This window comes from Methylobacterium sp. CM6246, from assembly GCF_054818005.1.
On record NZ_JBTXKY010000001.1, the window covers coordinates 1,318,406 to 1,334,498 of the forward strand.

Annotated in this window: 16 protein-coding genes and 1 pseudogene; 10 read left to right on the forward strand and 7 right to left on the reverse strand. The window is 69.6% G+C overall.

Going from position 1 to position 16,093, the window contains the following annotated elements:
- Nucleotides 1-252: 252 nt before the first annotated feature.
- From ACYQPG_RS06645 to ACYQPG_RS06655, 3 genes are read left to right on the forward strand one after another with little or no spacing between them, the layout of a single operon-like run.
- On the forward strand, nucleotides 253-834 hold the full coding sequence (locus ACYQPG_RS06645; protein WP_419829009.1) for a hypothetical protein: 582 nt from the start codon (nucleotides 253-255) through the stop codon (nucleotides 832-834).
- 10 nt (nucleotides 835-844) lie between these two features.
- Complete coding sequence (locus ACYQPG_RS06650) at nucleotides 845-1,717, forward strand: hypothetical protein (RefSeq protein ID WP_419829010.1); 873 nt, start codon at nucleotides 845-847, stop codon at nucleotides 1,715-1,717.
- On the forward strand, nucleotides 1,714-2,208 hold the full coding sequence (locus tag ACYQPG_RS06655; protein ID WP_419829011.1) for a hypothetical protein: 495 nt from the start codon (nucleotides 1,714-1,716) through the stop codon (nucleotides 2,206-2,208). The genes ACYQPG_RS06650 and ACYQPG_RS06655 overlap by 4 nt, the downstream gene beginning before the upstream one ends.
- 231 nt (nucleotides 2,209-2,439) lie before the next feature.
- Here the strand turns inward: ACYQPG_RS06655 and ACYQPG_RS06660 are convergent, their stop codons facing one another.
- Genes ACYQPG_RS06660 through ACYQPG_RS06670 form a run of 3 tightly spaced genes read right to left on the reverse strand, consistent with a single transcriptional unit; the run spans nucleotide 2,440 to nucleotide 4,520 of the window.
- On the reverse strand, nucleotides 2,440-3,072 hold the full coding sequence (locus ACYQPG_RS06660; protein ID WP_461230587.1) for a TPM domain-containing protein: 633 nt from the start codon (nucleotides 3,070-3,072) through the stop codon (nucleotides 2,440-2,442).
- The gene (locus ACYQPG_RS06665; protein ID WP_147853988.1) at nucleotides 3,062-3,865 is read right to left on the reverse strand and encodes a TPM domain-containing protein; all 804 of its coding nucleotides are present in this window, start codon (nucleotides 3,863-3,865) and stop codon (nucleotides 3,062-3,064) included. The genes ACYQPG_RS06660 and ACYQPG_RS06665 overlap by 11 nt, the downstream gene beginning before the upstream one ends.
- 19 nt (nucleotides 3,866-3,884) lie before the next feature.
- A complete protein-coding gene (locus ACYQPG_RS06670; RefSeq protein ID WP_147853989.1) occupies nucleotides 3,885-4,520 on the reverse strand; it encodes a LemA family protein in 636 nt (211 codons plus the stop codon).
- A gap of 195 nt (nucleotides 4,521-4,715) precedes the next feature.
- Between ACYQPG_RS06670 and ACYQPG_RS06675 the strand changes: the two genes are divergently transcribed.
- The 5 genes from ACYQPG_RS06675 to ACYQPG_RS06695 all read left to right on the forward strand — a co-directional run bounded on the left by ACYQPG_RS06675 (nucleotide 4,716) and on the right by ACYQPG_RS06695 (nucleotide 9,691).
- Nucleotides 4,716-5,126, forward strand: coding sequence for a hypothetical protein (locus tag ACYQPG_RS06675; RefSeq protein WP_461232429.1), 411 nt, complete (start codon nucleotides 4,716-4,718; stop codon nucleotides 5,124-5,126).
- A gap of 32 nt (nucleotides 5,127-5,158) precedes the next feature.
- Nucleotides 5,159-6,049 (forward strand): LysR family transcriptional regulator, encoded by an 891-nt coding sequence (locus ACYQPG_RS06680; RefSeq protein ID WP_246692154.1) that lies wholly within the window; start codon nucleotides 5,159-5,161, stop codon nucleotides 6,047-6,049.
- 105 nt (nucleotides 6,050-6,154) lie between these two features.
- Nucleotides 6,155-7,348: a CaiB/BaiF CoA transferase family protein gene (locus tag ACYQPG_RS06685; protein WP_461230588.1), complete on the forward strand. Its 1,194-nt coding sequence runs from the start codon at nucleotides 6,155-6,157 to the stop codon at nucleotides 7,346-7,348.
- The gene (locus ACYQPG_RS06690) at nucleotides 7,345-8,268 is read left to right on the forward strand and encodes a hydroxymethylglutaryl-CoA lyase (RefSeq protein WP_147909673.1); all 924 of its coding nucleotides are present in this window, start codon (nucleotides 7,345-7,347) and stop codon (nucleotides 8,266-8,268) included. Before ACYQPG_RS06685 ends, ACYQPG_RS06690 begins: the two co-directional genes overlap by 4 nt.
- Before the next feature lie 100 nt (nucleotides 8,269-8,368).
- A complete protein-coding gene (locus ACYQPG_RS06695; protein WP_147909674.1) occupies nucleotides 8,369-9,691 on the forward strand; it encodes an MFS transporter in 1,323 nt (440 codons plus the stop codon).
- 16 nt (nucleotides 9,692-9,707) lie between these two features.
- Here the strand turns inward: ACYQPG_RS06695 and ACYQPG_RS06700 are convergent, their stop codons facing one another.
- From ACYQPG_RS06700 to ACYQPG_RS06710, 3 genes and pseudogenes are all read right to left on the reverse strand, one after another.
- On the reverse strand, nucleotides 9,708-10,667 hold the full coding sequence (locus ACYQPG_RS06700; protein WP_461230589.1) for a helix-turn-helix domain-containing protein: 960 nt from the start codon (nucleotides 10,665-10,667) through the stop codon (nucleotides 9,708-9,710).
- A 340-nt stretch (nucleotides 10,668-11,007) separates the two neighbouring features.
- A complete protein-coding gene (locus ACYQPG_RS06705; RefSeq protein WP_147957904.1) occupies nucleotides 11,008-11,967 on the reverse strand; it encodes a helix-turn-helix domain-containing protein in 960 nt (319 codons plus the stop codon).
- A 38-nt stretch (nucleotides 11,968-12,005) separates the two neighbouring features.
- A pseudogene (locus ACYQPG_RS06710) lies at nucleotides 12,006-12,965 on the reverse strand (helix-turn-helix domain-containing protein).
- 252 nt (nucleotides 12,966-13,217) lie between these two features.
- Here ACYQPG_RS06710 and ACYQPG_RS06715 point away from each other — a divergent pair.
- Together ACYQPG_RS06715 and ACYQPG_RS06720 are read left to right on the forward strand one after the other, a co-directional pair.
- Nucleotides 13,218-13,631, forward strand: a complete 414-nt coding sequence (locus tag ACYQPG_RS06715; protein ID WP_147909804.1) for a Ros/MucR family transcriptional regulator — start codon at nucleotides 13,218-13,220, stop codon at nucleotides 13,629-13,631.
- A 15-nt stretch (nucleotides 13,632-13,646) separates the two neighbouring features.
- The gene (locus ACYQPG_RS06720) at nucleotides 13,647-13,874 is read left to right on the forward strand and encodes a hypothetical protein (RefSeq protein ID WP_246692155.1); all 228 of its coding nucleotides are present in this window, start codon (nucleotides 13,647-13,649) and stop codon (nucleotides 13,872-13,874) included.
- A 120-nt stretch (nucleotides 13,875-13,994) separates the two neighbouring features.
- Here the strand turns inward: ACYQPG_RS06720 and ACYQPG_RS06725 are convergent, their stop codons facing one another.
- Nucleotides 13,995-15,623, reverse strand: a complete 1,629-nt coding sequence (locus ACYQPG_RS06725) for an inorganic phosphate transporter (protein ID WP_147940829.1) — start codon at nucleotides 15,621-15,623, stop codon at nucleotides 13,995-13,997.
- Nucleotides 15,624-16,093: the final 470 nt, after the last annotated feature.

Consider the following 16,093-nt stretch of genomic DNA (forward strand, 5'->3'; position numbering starts at 1 on the left):
GAAGGTCGTATTCACGCAATTGCCTGCGCCGGTTCAAGCCGCGCATCCGCCGACACTGTTCGCAGGCACGCCCTCGAAAGTAGTAGTGGCTATTGCGGGCTTAATAAGTAGATAGCCACCCTTGACCGCGCTCGTTTGCGCCAGTCATATCATCAAATACTGATATAACAAAATATTGGTTAATACCCTAAGGTTCGTTATTCATTTCGATGGCGAGGCGACGGGGCTGATGCCAGCTGAGGGGAGCGGCAGATGAGGAAGAGCCTTTCACGTGTCGTCGCTGTGATGGCCCTGGCCATGGCGGCGCAGGCCTTGCCGGCGCGGGCGCAAACGATCGATCTCGCCCTCGGTGCGGGGTACCAATCTTTCGATTTCGGCGGTCAGGGCTCGGGGCTGCCGACGTTCTCCTTCAGCCTGGCCGGGCCGGGAACGTTCTCGATCGTGGATTCCTATCTCAGCGGTGATCAGTTCCGGATCAACGTGACATCATCAACGGGCGTGACGATCTTCTCAGGGCTCACATCCACGCCCGCGCTCGGGAGTTACGCGGGCTCGGCTTTAGACGCGTTGCAGAATCCCGCCTTCAGCTCGGCGCAGATCCACCTGAGCGCCGGCACCTACACGGCCGGCGGGTTTGCCGAGGCGAGCCCCTACGGAGCCGGCGGGGCGTTTGCCGGCCTGTTCGAATCCAGCGCCGCTGCCGGTGCCGGTGGCGCGTCCGGTGGCGCGCCCTCGCCCGAGATCAACGCGATCCTGGGTCTCGCGCTCGCCGGCGGCACCGTGACCTTCCTGCGTCGCAGGCGTCGCGAACAGTCCGGGCCGGCCGCCGCCTGAGAGCGCCGCCGTGGCCGACATCCTGGCCGGGCCGGGTATGGCCCTCGCGCGCCCGTCGAGCCCGCCGGTCCACGCCGCGCGCTGGAGCCTGCTGGTCTTTGCCTGCGGCACCTCCCTGTCGGCCGCCCTGCAGCGCCTGCTGCTCGAGCCCGATCCGGGCCTTCAGCGCCTCGTCGAACTCAAGTTCGGCGAGGTGTTCGCAGCGCTGGCGACGGCGGTCCTCCTGTTCACCGCCCGTGAGGTCCGCCCAGCGCTGACGCGGTCCGACCTCGGTATCCTGGTCGCCGGTGCGCTCACGTGGTTCCTGCCCGAGCCCCACGCAGTCTACGCCGGCATGACGCTCGTCGCGGCGTGGTTCCTCGTCCGGCGCTCGGAAGACCGTCTGCTCGCCGATATCGGTCAGATCTGGCTGGCGCTGTCGGTGTGCGAATTGTGGAGCAAGCTCGTCTTCAAGCTGTTCTACCACGCCATCGAGCCGTTCGAGGTGGCCGTGATGGCCTGGGTCGGGCGCCTCGCGTTTCCCGGCCTGCACGCCACCGGCGTCTATCTCAGCACCCGCCCGGACTGGTCGATCGTGATGCTGGAGGGCTGCTCGGCGTTCCACAACCTGTCGCTGGCGGCCCTGATCTGGCTGTGCGTGCTCAAGATCGCCGGGCGACCGATCGGCCGCGGGGCGCTGGGAGCCCTGGCGGCGAGCGCAATCCTGGTCGTCGCGATCAACATCGCCCGGATCCTGGCGATGCTGCCGTCGGCCGAGGCCTATCATCACTGGCACGACGGGGCCGGCTCGGTGACCGTGGCGCTGGTCTCGGTGGCGGCCTCGCTGCTGCCGATCATCATCCATGTCGAGAGGTCGCCGTGCCCGGTCGCGCGTCCCGTTTGACCAGAGCCGACCGCGCGGGCCTGGGCGCCCTGTGCCTGCTGCTCGCCCTGTCGGTCTCGATGCGGGTCCAGGCCTACGGGACCGGCGCGCCCACCCCGGAACCGGCCGCCGCCGTCGCGGCGGTCGATCTCGGCGCGGGCGTGGTCCTGACCCGGGCCGAGGCCGTGCGCCGGGTGATCTGGACCGCCGCGTGCCCGCGCCCGGTGGTGGCCGACTTCGTCGAGCCCTCGCCCCATGGCACGGACACGTCCCTCGCCGCGCCGCGCGATCCGAACGACCGCGTCGTCTACGTCTACCGGGGCTGGACTCTCGACGGTCCCCGGGCCGCGATGGCGCTGGGCGTCCTGCATTTTGTGCACCGGGCCGGCGCCGTCCTGCGGATGCGTTCGGCCTCGGCGCGGACCGCGCTGGCCGTGAAGCTGGTCGTGCCGGCGGGATGCGACACCGCGCCGGACGAGGCCATGGCCGCATTGCGGCGGGTGCGGGGCTAGCGCATCGTACTGGATGTCGGGACCGGTGCGATGCACGAACTCCTTGGTTCGCATCATCTTTTTTTCTGGAAAGCCGGCCGCAACCCTTCCGGACGATGCCCTCGACCCGGGCTTCGGCGGAGACATGCGCCGCCCGGCATGTCCGCTCGCGCGGGGCCTGTTCCGGGATCGCCTTCCCTGACGGTCCGGGTGTCCGGGAAAGGGTCGCGCATCATCCGCGAGGGGGACGCCCTAATCCGCGACGATCACTCGGTTCGGCAATTCGTCCGGATCGTGGGGGCCGGCCGGGAGGTGCTGCACCAGGCAGGCGCCGATGCGCTCCACCGCCACGGTCAAGCCGCCCTCGATCTCGCCGCGCGCCAGCGCCCCGCCGAGTTCGGCCAGGATGCCGTCCCAGGCTTGCGCCGGGATGCGCCCGAGCACGCCGAGATCCGTGACGATCTCGGCGTGGCGCTCGGCCAGGGACAGGTAGAGCAGCACGCCGGTGCGGGACCGGGTCCGGCTCAGGCCCCGGGACCAGAACGCCCGCTGCCCGGCCTCCCGGGCCCGGGCGCTGCGCAGGCGGCGCGGCACCAGGGCGAGGCGCAGCCGCTCGATCTGGCTCAGGCCCAGGATCGCGGCGACCAGGGCCGCCTGCGCCAGCAGGATCGTGACCGCACTCCAGCCGGTCAGCGCGATCAGCGGCCAGGGCAGGATCAGCCCGGCGATCAGGGCGGCGAGCAGCACCACGGAGCGGTAGGCGCCCGCGCGCCGGCCGACCATCACGACGATCTCGCCGGACGTGCCGGCTTCGGCCCGGGACACCGCCTGGGCGAGGCGTGCGCGCGCCCCCGGGGGGAGAACGTCCGCGATCCTACCAGTCACCCGAGGCTCCCCCGCCGCCGGAGGAGCCGCCCCCGCCGGAAAATCCGCCGCCGAAGCCGCCGGACGAACCGCCGTCCGAGTAGCCGCCGCTCCATCCGCCCGAGCCCGGGCCGGGCAGGAACACGATGCCGCCGCCCCGCCCGGCCCGTCCGCCCCGGTTCATGCGCCAGGCCACGAACAGGACGATCAGGAACAGGGCGATGAAGATCGCGACCTGCCCGGGATCGACCTCGTCGCTGCGGACCTGCGGCTTGCGTTGCCACTCCTGCGCATCCCCCGACAGGATCCCCAGGATCCCGTCGACGCCGGCATCGATCCCGCCGTAATAGTCGCCGGTCTTGAAGCGCGGCGTGATCGCGCTGGCGATGATCACCCGGGACAGCGCGTCCGTCAGTGCGCCCTCGAGCCCGTACCCGACCTCGATCCGAACCTTGCGCTCGCTCGGCGCCACCAGCAGCAGGGCGCCGTTGTTGGTCTTGGCCTGCCCGAGCTTCCAGTCCCGGAACAGGCGGTTGGCGTAATCCTCGACGGTCGTGCCCTGCAGGTTGGGCACGGTCGCCACCACGACCTGGTCCGAGGTCTTGTCCTCGTGCGCCTTCAGCTTGGCCTCGAGCGTCCCGCGCTGGTCCGGCGTGAGGATGCCGGCCGCGTCGACCACGCGGCCGGTCAGCGGCGGGAAGGTCAGGTCGGCTGCCAGCGCGCCGACCGCGTAGACGGCCAGGCACCCGAACAGCACGACCAGCGCGAGGAGGAGCCGCACCACCGTGGTGAGGCTCAAGCCCATGAGCCGCATCGATCTATCCGCGCTGTCTCTAGAACTTCACGTTCGGCGGACGGTCGGAGTTGGGCGTGGCCGAGAACGTCTCCATCGGCTTGGACTCCGGATACATGATCGCGGCGATCCAGCGGCCCGGGATGGTGCGCAGCTCGGTGTTGTAGGCCTGGACCGCCCCAATATAGTCGCGCCGCGCCACGGCGATGCGGTTCTCGGTGCCTTCGAGCTGTGATTGCAGAGCCAGGAAGTTCTGGTTCGACTTCAGGTCGGGGTACTTTTCCACCGTAACCAGCAGGCGCCCGAGGGCCCCGGACAGCTGGTTCTGCGCGTCCTGGAATTCCTTGAACTTCTGCGGGTCGCTCACCGTCGAGGCGTCGACCTTCACGCTCGACGCCTTTGCGCGGGCCTCGGTCACGCCGATCAGCACGTCCTTCTCCTGCTGGGCGTAGCCCTTTACGGTCTCGACGAGGTTGGGGATCAGGTCGGCCCGGCGCTGGTACTGATTCTGCACCTCGCTCCAGGACGACTTCGCCTGCTCCTCCAGGGTCGGCACGCGGTTGATCGCGCCGCAGCCCGAGAGGCCGGTGGCAACCAGCAGGACCGTGAGCGCGCTCAGCAGGCGCGCCGCCGCGGAGGAGGGGCGCAGGGCGCCGGCATTCAGCATCGAAACCATTCCGGGGAACTCCCTTCCGGGCGAGGCCCGGTACACCGATCACAGTTCCGAGAGATAAGGCCGCGCCTTGTCAAGGTCAGGGCCGCGCCGGATTCCGGCTTGAGGGCCCCGGGGGCGACCCGGTAAGGGCCTCGGCAACGGCCGCGACCGGCGCGCGTTCGAGACAGCATGGGCGAGACCGCACGGGGACCCGGGATGGATGCAGAACTCGCCGACCACGTCAGGGCCGCGGCGGCGGCGGCGAGGCGCCACGCGCTGGCCTTCCGTGCGCCTGTGGACAAGGATGCGCTGCCCTGGTCGGTGATCGAGGCCTTCGACGCCCGGGTCCGCGGCCATGTCGAGCGCGATCGGCGGATCGAGGAGGAGCGCGACCGGGTGTTGATCGCCGCCGTGAACCTCGCCGAGACCCCGGGCGAGGAGGGGGAGGACGCGGTCGCGGCCGCCCGCGCCGATCTCGTGGACGCCATCGACTACCTGGAGCAGGCGGTTCTGCGCTTCGGCGTGGTCAACCGGCAGGGCGCGAAGCTCGGTCACGGCGCGTATGGCCAGCCGGTCGGCGCGCGGGACTGGCGCGGCCCCCCGGGGGCCGCCAAGACGAGGCCGTAGGCATTCGCGAGACGCGTCCGACCGCGGCGACCGTGAGCCGCCTCGACCTCAAGACGCTGCGCCTGTTCGCGGCGATCTGCGAGGCCGGGACGCTCAACGGCGCGGCAAGGCGGGCGGCGATCGCCCCCTCGGCGGTGAGCAAGCGCCTGGCCGAGCTGGAGCGCGCGCTGGGCTGCGCCCTCCTCACCCGCGAGCCCCGGGGGATGCGCCCGACGCCGGCCGGCGAGACGCTGCTGCACCACACCCGCCGGATGCTGGCGAGCGCCGAGCAGATGGCGCTCGAACTGGCCGAGCACGCGCACGGCGTGCGCGGCTTCGTCCGGATGCTCGCCAACCTGTCGGCGATCGTGCAGTTCCTGCCCGAGGACCTCCAGGCCTTCCTGGCTGCGCAGGAGCAGATCCGCGTCGATCTGGCGGAGCGGCCGAGCGGCGGCGTGGTGCTGGGCGTCGAGGAGGGCGCGGCCGATCTCGGGATCTGCGCCGGCGGCACCGACACCCGTTCGCTCACCGCCTACCCGTATCGCGGCGACCGCCTGGTCCTGGTGATGCCGGCCGACCATCCGCTGAGCGGGCACGCCGCCGTCGCCCTCGCCGACACCCTCGACTACGACCATGTCGGCCTGCACGTGGAGAGCTCGATCTACGCCGCCCTGCGGGACGAGGCCCGGCGCCTCGGGCGGCCCCTGCGCCTGCGGATCCACGTTCCCAGCTTCGACGGGATCTGCCGGATGGCGCAGGCCGGGATGGGCCTCGGCACGATCCCCGAGGGGGTCTTCGCCCTGCTCGGGCCGCAGCTGAACCTCGCCGCGGTGCCGCTGACCGACCCCTGGGCGACGCGGACGCTCACCCTGGTGGTCCGCCCCGGCGCCCTGCCGCCCGCCGCCGCCCTGCTGCTGGATCACCTGCGCACGGCCGGGGGATAGGAGGCGCCTCCGTTCGCGTGCGGAGAACGCAGGCTCGCGCATGGCGTTTGGACATCGCCCGGAAGCCGGTCGTATCCTCCGAGCAAAGACAGGGAGAGAACGACGGTGTCAGGTCCGCTCAGCGGGATCCGTGTGCTGGAACTCGGCCAGCTCATCGCCGCGCCCTTCGCCACCAAGCTCCTCGCCGAGTTCGGTGCCGAGGTGATCAAGGTGGAGGCGCCCGACGGCGGTGACCCCCTGCGCACCTGGCGCAAGATGCACGGCGACACCTCGCTGTGGTGGTATCTCCAGTCGCGCAACAAGAAGTCGATCGCGGTCAACCTGAAGACCCCGGAGGGGCTCGACATCGTCAAGCGCCTCGCTGCCAGCGCCGACGTGGTGGTCGAGAACTTCCGGCCCGGCGGCCTGGAGAAGCTGGGGCTGGGTTGGGACGTGCTCTCGGCCCTCAACCCGTCGCTCACGATGGTGCGCATCTCCGGCTATGGCCAGACCGGGCCGTACCGTGACCGGCCGGGCTTCGGCGCCATCGGCGAGGCCATGGGCGGGCTGCGCTACACCACCGGTTCCCCGGACAGCCCGCCGGCCCGGGTCGGCGTCAGCATCGGCGACACCCTGGCCTCGCTCCACGGCGTGATCGGCGCGCTGATGTCGATCCTGAACGTCAAGGTCAACGGCGGCGCCGGGCAGGTGGTGGACGTCTCGCTGGTCGAGAGCGTGTTCAACGTCATGGAGAGCTTGGTCCCCGAATACGACCTGCTGGGCGAGATCCGCACCCGCACCGGCGGCGCGCTGCCCGGCATCACCCCGTCCAACACCTACCCGACCCAGGATGGCGGCTACGTCGTGATCGCCGGCAACAGCGACCCGATCTTCCGCCGACTGATGCAGGCCATCGGCCGCCCCGACCTCGCCGAGGACCCGCGGATGCGCTCCAACGAGGGCCGCTCGCAGCACGCCGCGATGCTCGACGGCGTGATCGGAGACTGGTCGAAGGCAAGGAGCGTCGCGGACGCGCTGGCCGCCCTGGACGCCGCGGACGTGCCGGCGGGCCGGATCTACTCGGTGGCCGACATCGTCGCCGACCCGCACTACCAGGCCCGCGACATGATCCTTCAGGCCGAGCTGCCCGGCGGCACCCAGGTGAAGATGCCCGGCATCGTGCCGAAGCTGTCCGGCACCCCCGGGGCGGTGCGCTGGCCGGGGCCGGCGCTCGGCGCCCACACCGACGCGGTCCTGGCCGATCTCGGCCTGGACGCGGTCGCGATCCAGACGCTGCGCGATGCGGGAGCCGTGAAATGAGCGAGGCCACGATGCTGGTCCAGGAGGTCGCGCCCCGCGACGGCCTGCAGATCGAGGCGGCCTGGGTCGAGACCGCCGACAAGATCGCCCTGGTGGACGCGCTCTCGGATGCGGGCTTCTCCCGCATCGAGGTCTCGTCCTTCGTTTCTCCCAGGGCGGTACCGGCCCTGCGCGACGCCGCCGAGGTCTTCGCCGGGATCCGCCGCCGGCCCGGCACGGTCTACGTGGCGCTCGTCCCGAACCCGAAGGGCGCCGAGCGGGCGCTGGCCGCCGGGGTCGGCGAGATCAATCTCGTCGCCTCGGTGAGCGAGACCCACAACCGCGCCAACATGGGCATGAGCCCGGACGACTCGATCGCGGGCTTCTCCCGCATCATGGCGACCGTGACGGGCTCGGCCGTCCTGACCAATGCGACGGTCGCCACGGCCTTCGGCTGCCCGTTCGAGGGCGACCAGCCGGCCGACGCGGTCGTCGCGCAGGTGGAGCGCTATCGTGCGCTCGGCATCACCGGCGTGACGCTCGCCGACACCACCGGCATGGCCAACCCGCGCCAGGTCGAGCGCCTCGTCGCCCGCGTCCTGCAGATCGTCCCGGCCGAGCATCTGACGCTGCATTTCCACAACACCCGCGGGGTCGGCCTCGCCAACGTGCTGGCGGCCTGGCAGGCGGGCGCGCGCCGCTTCGATGCGGCGCTCGGCGGCCTGGGCGGCTGCCCGTTCGCCCCGGGCGCCACCGGCAACATCTGCACCGAGGATCTGGTCAGCATGGCCCACGAGATGGGGATCCCGACCGGCCTCGACCTGCCGGCCCTGATCGCCCTGTCCCGGGACCTGCCCCGGCTGGTCGGCCACCCGGTGCCCGGTCAGGTCGCCCAGGCGGGCCGGCCCTGCGACCTGCACCCGGTCCCACGGGCCGCCTGACACCGACGATCACAGCGCGAAAAAGCCGCTCACCGAAGGCGGCCCCGCGCATCCGGCTCGTCCGCGACGGGGCAGCCGGACTTCTCCAGGGAGGAACACGATGGCCATCGCGGTGACCGGCGCCCCCGCGCGCCCAGAGGATGTGACCGAGGCCGGCATCGTCCGGAAGGTGGCGTGGCGGCTGATGCCGCTGATCATGGTCTGCTACCTGTTCGCGTTCTTCGACCGGATCAACATCAGCTTCGCCAAGTTCCAGCTGCAGAGCGACCTCGGCTTCAGCAACGTCGCCTACGGGCTCGGCGCCAGCATGTTCGTCGTCGGCTACGTCATCTTCGAGGTGCCGTCGAACCTGTTCCTGTACCGGGTCGGCGCGCGCCGCTGGATCGCCCGGATCATGATCTCGTGGGGGATCGCCACCGCGCTGATGATCTTCATCCGCACGGAATGGCACTTCTACACCCTGCGTTTCATCATCGGCGCCATGGAGGCCGGCTTCGCGCCCGGCATCCTGTACTATCTGACCCTGTGGTTCCCGGCCTCGCATCGCGGGCGGATCACCTCGTTCCTGTTCGTGGCCTCGGCGTTCTCGGGCATCCTCGGGGCCCCGGTGGCCGGCCTGATCCTCGGGGGCCTCAACGGCGTCGCCGGGCTCGCCGGCTGGCAATGGCTGTTCCTGGCCGGCGGCCTGCCCTGCCTCGTGCTCGGCGCCCTGGTGCTGATGCGCCTCGACGACCGGATCTCCGATGCGCGCTGGCTGTCGCAGCCGGAGAAGGACCTGCTGTCCGCCCGGATCGCCCACCACAACCGCGAGATCGGCGACCATTCGCTCCTCGGCGCCCTCCGCCAGCCCGGCTTCCTGATGATCGGGCTGGTCTACTTCCTCCTCCAGATCGGCTCATACGGACTGAATTTCTGGGGGCCGGACCTGATCAAGACCGCCAGCGGCAGCAGCGCCGCCTATGTCGGCCTCCTCACGGCGGTCCCGTACATCTGCGGCGCGATCAGCATGGTGGTGGTCGGGCGCCTGTCAGACGCCTCCGGCGAGCGGCCGAAATTCGTCGCCGCGCTGGCGATCGCCGCGGCCATCGGGTTCTTCACCGCCGGCCTGTTCGACCGCCAGATCGTGCCGCTGATGATCGCGCTGGCGCTGCTCGGATCCGGCATCGTCGCCTCGATCCCGACCTTCTGGACCCTACCGGCCAAGCTCGTCACCGGCGTCGGCGCGGCCGGCGGCATCGCGCTGATCAACACGCTCGGCCAGTTCGGCGGCATCGTCAGCCCGGTGATGGTCGGCTGGGTCAAGGACCTGACCGGATCGACCACGCCGGCCCTCTACGTCATCGGGTCGCTCTGCCTGGTGGCGGCCGGCCTCCTGCTGTTCGCCATGCCGGCGAGCCTGCGCCGGAGCGACCGCGGCCCCTGAACGGCTTGCCGAGCCGCTACTCCGGGCTCAGCCCGACGGCGTAGCGGAAATCGCTGGGCGTCAGGCCGAAGCGGTTCTTGAAGCGGCGCGTGAAGTAGACCCGGCTGGTGAAGCCGCAGCCGGCGGCCAGGGTCGCGATCGTCAGGTTGGTGAAGGCCGGGTCGGTCAGGCGGTCGGCCGCGACCTCGAGCCGGCGTTGCCAGATCCAGTCGGAAACGTGCTGGCCGCGCTCGTGGAACAGTTCCTCGAGCCGGCGCAGCGACACGCCGACCGCGGCCGCCAGCTGCGGCGGGTCGAGGGTCGGATCGCCGAGGTTCGCCTCGACATGCGCCTTGGCCCGCTGGACCAGCACGTTGCCGCTCAGCGGCTGCGGCAGGTCCAGCGCCATCCGCTCGGCGATGCTCGCGACGATCAGGTCCACGCCGATCGACCCCATGCGGGCGGCCGCGACCGGGTCGAGCTGGTGATGCATGCGGCTCAACTCCACGAAGTAGCCCGTCGCCAGGTTCGCGGTGGCCAGGTCCGCGCCGACGGTCCGGGCCGCGTAGCGGTGTGCCGGCCCGAGCACGTCCTCCAGCCTTTCGCGCGGCATCTTCAGGTACAAGGATTGATTGCCCGGGCTCGTCGTCATCACCGTCGGCTGATGCTCGATCACCACCAGGTCGCCCGGCCGCTGCGTCGAGACCCGATCCCGCTGCTCGACCGTCGTGGTGCCGGCGAGCGTGAGGCCCACGCTGATGCAGCCCGCGTCACCCAGGCGGCGGATCTTGCCGGGTGTCGCCTCGCTGCGCAGTGGACCCTCCGAGACCCGGGTCAAGGTGAGCGGGCCCAGCGTGGCGATCTCCAGCCGGGCCTCGAAGGGCGCGGCGTCGAGCTGCTGCTGTTCAAGGGGTAGGCGCTGCTCTTCCAGGGTCTCCAGCCAGCGTTTGAAACGCGCATCGATAGGAATATTATCGGTCGAAAACAATAATTTCATAGGTAAAATTCCGTTCTCGACGATGGTACACGCTGAACAACGGCGCCACGGATCTCCAAAGTATTTGAGCCGAGCCTTGATCTATGATCGAAATTTATCCTGCTGGATTTAATACTTGTCAGACTTATGAGGCTACGAGAAAGGTGTTGCAGCAATGTATACAAAAAATTTCATTGCGTATGCAAGCACGGCGCAGCATGGCCGATGCGGATTCACGTCGCGCGGGCGGGACAATCCCTGACCCGTCTCACGCTGCTTGGAACAGAAGCAGGACGGCGTGTCGCGACGGCGATGCGATCGCGCGCGAGCCTTGCCTTCGTTGCGATGGACCGGTGGGCCGCTACAGGGTGCCGATAAGGGCCGCGATCCGGTATTCCCGCGGCGACAGGCCGTGGCATTCCTTGAACCGGCGGGCGAAATGGGCCTGGTTGGCGAAGCCGCAGCCGAAGGCCACGGCGCCGATCTGCAGGTGGGCGCAGCTCGGGTCGGCCAGGCGCTTGGCGGCCGCCGCGAGACGACGCTGCCAGATCCAGTCGGAGATCTGCTGGCCGCGCTCGTGGAACAGCTCCTGCAGCCGGCGCAGCGACACGCCCACCGCCGCCGCGAGCTGGGGCGGGTCGAGGGTGGGGTCGCCGAGGTTGGCCTCGACGAACGCTTTGGCGCGCTGGACCACGACGGTCCCGTGCAGCGGCTGCGGCACCTCCTTGGCCATCCGCTCGGCGATGCAGGCCACGATCAGGTCCAGTCCGATCGTCGACATCCGCTCGGCCGAGTCCGGATCGAGCCGGTGGCGTATCTGGATCAGCTCGCGGAAGAACGTCGATGCCAAGCTGGTCGTGGCCAGTTCCGCCCCCATGGACAGCGCGGTGTAGAGCCGGGTCGGCCCGAGCACGCTCTCGAGGCGTTCGCGCGGCAATTCCAGGAACACGGCTTGGCTGCCCGGGCTCGTCGTCACCACGGACGGCCGATGATCGAGCACCACGATGTCGCCGGGCTTCTGGACCGAGTCCCGGCCGTCCTGAAGGCAGGTCGACGTGCCGGAGAGCTTGAACAGCACGACGGCCATGCCGGCCCGCTCGTGCTGGCGCGCGGCGTTGGGGGTCGTCTCGTTGCGCAGCGCGCCCTGCGTGACCCGCGTCATTCGCAGGGTGCCGACGTTGGCGAACTCCATCTTGCCGGCGAACGGGCTGTCGTCGAGGCGCGCGATCTCGATCGGCACCAGCCGCTCGAACAGCGTCTCCCGCCAGATCTTGAAGCGGTCCTTCGCGTGGAGGTTGTCGGTCGTGAATACGGGCTGCACGGGTGCTGTCCCCTGGCGATGCCGGGCGATGCGGTGGTCTACGGGGTGCCCACGAAGGCCGCGTGGCGATACTCCCGGGGAGCCATGCCGTAGCGTTCCTTGAAGCGGCGGGAGAAGTGGGCCTGGTTGGCGAAGCCGCAGCCGAAGGCCAGGGATCCGATCGGCATTTGGGCGCAGCCCGGGTCTGCGAGGCGCTTGGCCGACGCCTCCAGGCGGCGCTGCCAGATCCAGTCGGAAATGTGCTGGCCGCGCGCCTGGAACAGTTCCTAGAGCCGGCGCAGCGACACGCCCACCGCCGCCGCGAGCTGGGGCGGGTCGAGGGTCGAGTCGCCGAGATGGGCCTCGACATGGGCCTTGGCGCGCTGGACCACGACGGTGCCGTGCAGGGGCTGGGACACGTCGAGCGTCAGGCGCTCGGCGATGCTGGCGACGATCAGGTCCACGCCGACCGACGCCATCCGGGTGGCCGAGTCAGGGTCGAGCCGGTCGCGCAACCGGACAAGCTCTTGGAAGAACGTGACCGTCAGCCCCGTCGAGACGACGTCGGCGCCCATCGTCAGGGATGTGTAGCGCCGGGTGGACCCGAGCACGCTCTCCAGGCGCTCCCGGGGCAGCTCCAGGAACAGGGACTGGCTGTCCGTGCTCGACTCGTGCGCGGCCGGACGATGATCGATCACCACGACCTCGCCGGGGCGCTGCACCGAACTACGGCCATCCTGGCTGCGCTTCGACGTGCCGGCGACCTTGAAGATCACCACGACGGTGCCGTCCTTGCCGTTGCGCCGGATCAGCCCGCGCGTCGCCTCGCTGCGCATGGCGCCGTGCGTGACGCGGGTCAGCACCAGCGGGCCGACGCTCGCGGCTTCGAGCTTGGCCCGGAAGGGACGGTCGTCGAGGCGCGTCTGCTCGAGGGGGACACCCCGGCTGACAAGCGCCTCCCGCCAGCGCCGAAAGCTGTGCAGGGGGTTAAGACCCTCGGTCGAAAACAATGCTTCCATAAGTAAATTTTTCGATCGACCGGCATTTCGCGCGGCCGGAACAAGGGATCCGCGTCGCCGGACAAGCGCCGTCCGATACATATTGTATATTATTTTCAGCCTCAAGGGATGCATTTGAGCAACCTGAGGTGAAATTGGCAACTCACCGCCGGTGGGGGCCTTCGCGGATGTCGATCACTGGGGCGGACCTTCGGGCCGTCGTTCGACAGAGGCGGGGTTTTGATAACGCGAGATTGAACAGCAGATCCTGACATGATCAACGAACCCGAAGCCCGCTCTTCCTTCCTGCTCGAGAAAGTCGGCGCGATCGTCGCCGCTTACGTGTCGCGAAACCCTGTGGGGGCAGGGGATCTGCCGGTGCTGATCGATCAGGTCCATGCCGCGATCTCGGTGCTCCAGCGCAATCCCGCCGGCTCCGCCCGGTCCTGGACCGGCCCGGCCGCCGCGGAGGTCGAGGCCTCGATCGGCGAGAACGGCCTGATCAGCTTCATCGACGGCCGGTCGTACAAGACGCTGAAGCGCCACCTCACCGCCAACGGTCTCACCCCGGAGCGCTACCGCGCCAAGTTCGGCCTGCCGGCCAACTACCCGATGGTGGCTCCCGGCTACGCCAAGCGGCGTTCGGAGATCGCCCGGGCGATCCAGCTCGGTAACCAGGCGGCCTGAACGATGGCCTGCGCCATGACCCATCCGGTTCACGGGCTGCCCGAGGCGGATCGCTCCGTGGAGATCCTCGAGCGGATCGCCGGAACGCTCCGCATGCCGGTCGCCGCCTTCCTGCCGGACGAGCCCGAGCCGCGCGAGGCCGTGGCTCAGGCGGCGGATCTCGTGACGGCCTTCATGGCGATCGAGACCGTCGCCGCGCGCCGCACCTGCCTCGCCTTCGTGCGTGCCATGGCGCGCCCTTGAGGCCTCGGGAAACCGGGGCCGGAACGGACAGGGCCGTTTCCGCGGGGTGCGGAAACGGCCCTGTCCGTCGTCATGCTTGTCCGTGGATTGCGGGGCTCGGCCCCGCCGATACCCGCGGCGTCAGAACACGTGGCGCAGCAGGAAGAACAAGGTCGCGGCCAGCGTGATGGCGGCCGGCAGGGTCAGGATCCAGGCGAGGGCCATGTTGCGCACCGTGGCCATCTGCAGGCCCGAGCCGTTGGCCGCCATCGTCCCGGCGACGCCCGAGGACAGGATGTGCGTGGTCGAGACCGGAAGGCCGTAGAGTTCGGCAAGCCCGATCGTCCCCGCGGCGACCATCTCGGCCGACGCGCCCTGGGCGTAGGTGAGGTGGGTCTTGCCGATCTTCTCGCCCACCGTGACGACGATGCGCTTCCAGCCGACCATGGTGCCGAGGCCGAGCGCCAGGGCGACGCAGACCTTCACCCAGCCCGGGATGTAGCGGGTGCCGTTGTTGAGCAGCCCGGTGTAGCTCTTCAGGGTCGACTTCTCGGCCTCGGACAGATCAGCCCCGGCGTTGGGCAGCAGCCGCACCGCGTCGGCGGTGAGGTACATGGCGTTGCGCAGGTTCTCGGTCTGGGCGGCCGGGACGGTGCGGATCGCGCCGTAATTCTTCACGCTGGCGGCGATGTCGGTCGCGAGCGCGGAGAGCGCGGCGTAGACCGGCGGCCGGTTCAGGTCCTTGGACTTGAGGGCGTCCGTCACCGTCCGGCGCGCCTGCGCCGTCTCCGGCTGGGGAGCGCCGGGGGCCCGGGCGGAGAACACTTGGCTCGCCGCCGCCGAGGTTTGGATGAAGGCCGGGGTCGTGTCGTCCGACATGGTGCGGTTCAGCGCGTAGGCGGTGGGCGCCGCGCCGATCAGGATCAGCATGATCAGGCCCATGCCCTTCTGGCCGTCGTTGCCGCCGTGGAAGAACGACACCAGCGTGCAGGTCAGGATCAGGAGGCTGCGGATCCACAGCGGCGGCGGCGCCTCGCCCTTGGGGGCCTCGTAGAGGTCCTTGCGGCGCACCGCGAATTTCAGGGCCAGCAGCAGCAGCGCCGCGAGGGCGAAGCCGCACAGGGGCGAGAACAGCAGCGCCTTGAACACATTGAACGCCTGGTTCCAGTCGACGCCGGCGGTGCCGTCGCCGCCGCCCATCAGCTGGTTGGCGAGGCCGACGCCCAGCACCGAGCCGATCAGCGCATGCGACGAGGAGTTCGGCAGGCCGAAGGCCCAGGTCCCGAGGTTCCAGATGATGGCGGCGAGCAGCAGCGCGAAGATCATCGCGTAGCCGGCTCCCGAGCCGACATGCAGGATCAGCTCTACCGGCAGCAGGGTGACGATGGCGTAGGCCACCGCGCCCGAGGACAGCATCACCCCCAGGAAGTTGAAGAAGCCCGACCAGACCACCGCCACCAGCGGCGGCATCGAGTGGGTGTAGATGACGGTGGCCACCGCGTTGGCGGTGTCGTGGAACCCGTTCACGAATTCGAAGGCGAGGGCGATCAGCAGCGCGAGCCCGAGCAGCGCGAAGGCCCCGTAGGCCAGCGGCGCCTCGCCAACGGCGTTCATGTCGGCGATGAGGCTCACCACCGCGTAGCCGAGCCCGGCCACCAGAACCGCCAGGAAGGCGACGACGCCCCCCAGATGGATCCCGTGCTCGAGGCGCGGACCGCCCGCGGGCCTGTTCCCCACCCCGTGTTGCGGAATGACGGCGGAATCGGACATGGGCCCTCGCGTTGAATCGTCTTCGGAAGCGAAGCGGGATTAAGATTGTGGGATGACGTTTCAGTGACGTTTTACCGAAGGTATTCAGCGAAGCATTATATTCGTGCGCCTACCGCCGACGATCCGAAAATATCAATCTGCACGAAGTCTATTCCGCCCACTTCGAGGTCTGGGCCGGGGTGTTTACTGATACGACCGCGCCCGGTTCCGGTACCGGACATCCGTCCGGCGATGGCCCGCACCGATCGACGGGGAGGCGTCCGGCCTGGAGTGCCGCGTGACGCGTTTGCGGAGCCGCGGCCGCGGCGCTGGAAGCAAAGCGCAAGATGAACATGGCCCTGGATTTGCGCCGGCTAAGATGTCTGGCTGTTGCTGACAGGATACACGCGATGATTCAGGGCTTTGTGAATGGATTATGACGCATTCGCGTTCGCGGAAGTGGCTAAATCTCCCGCCGCAGGCCGAAGGGC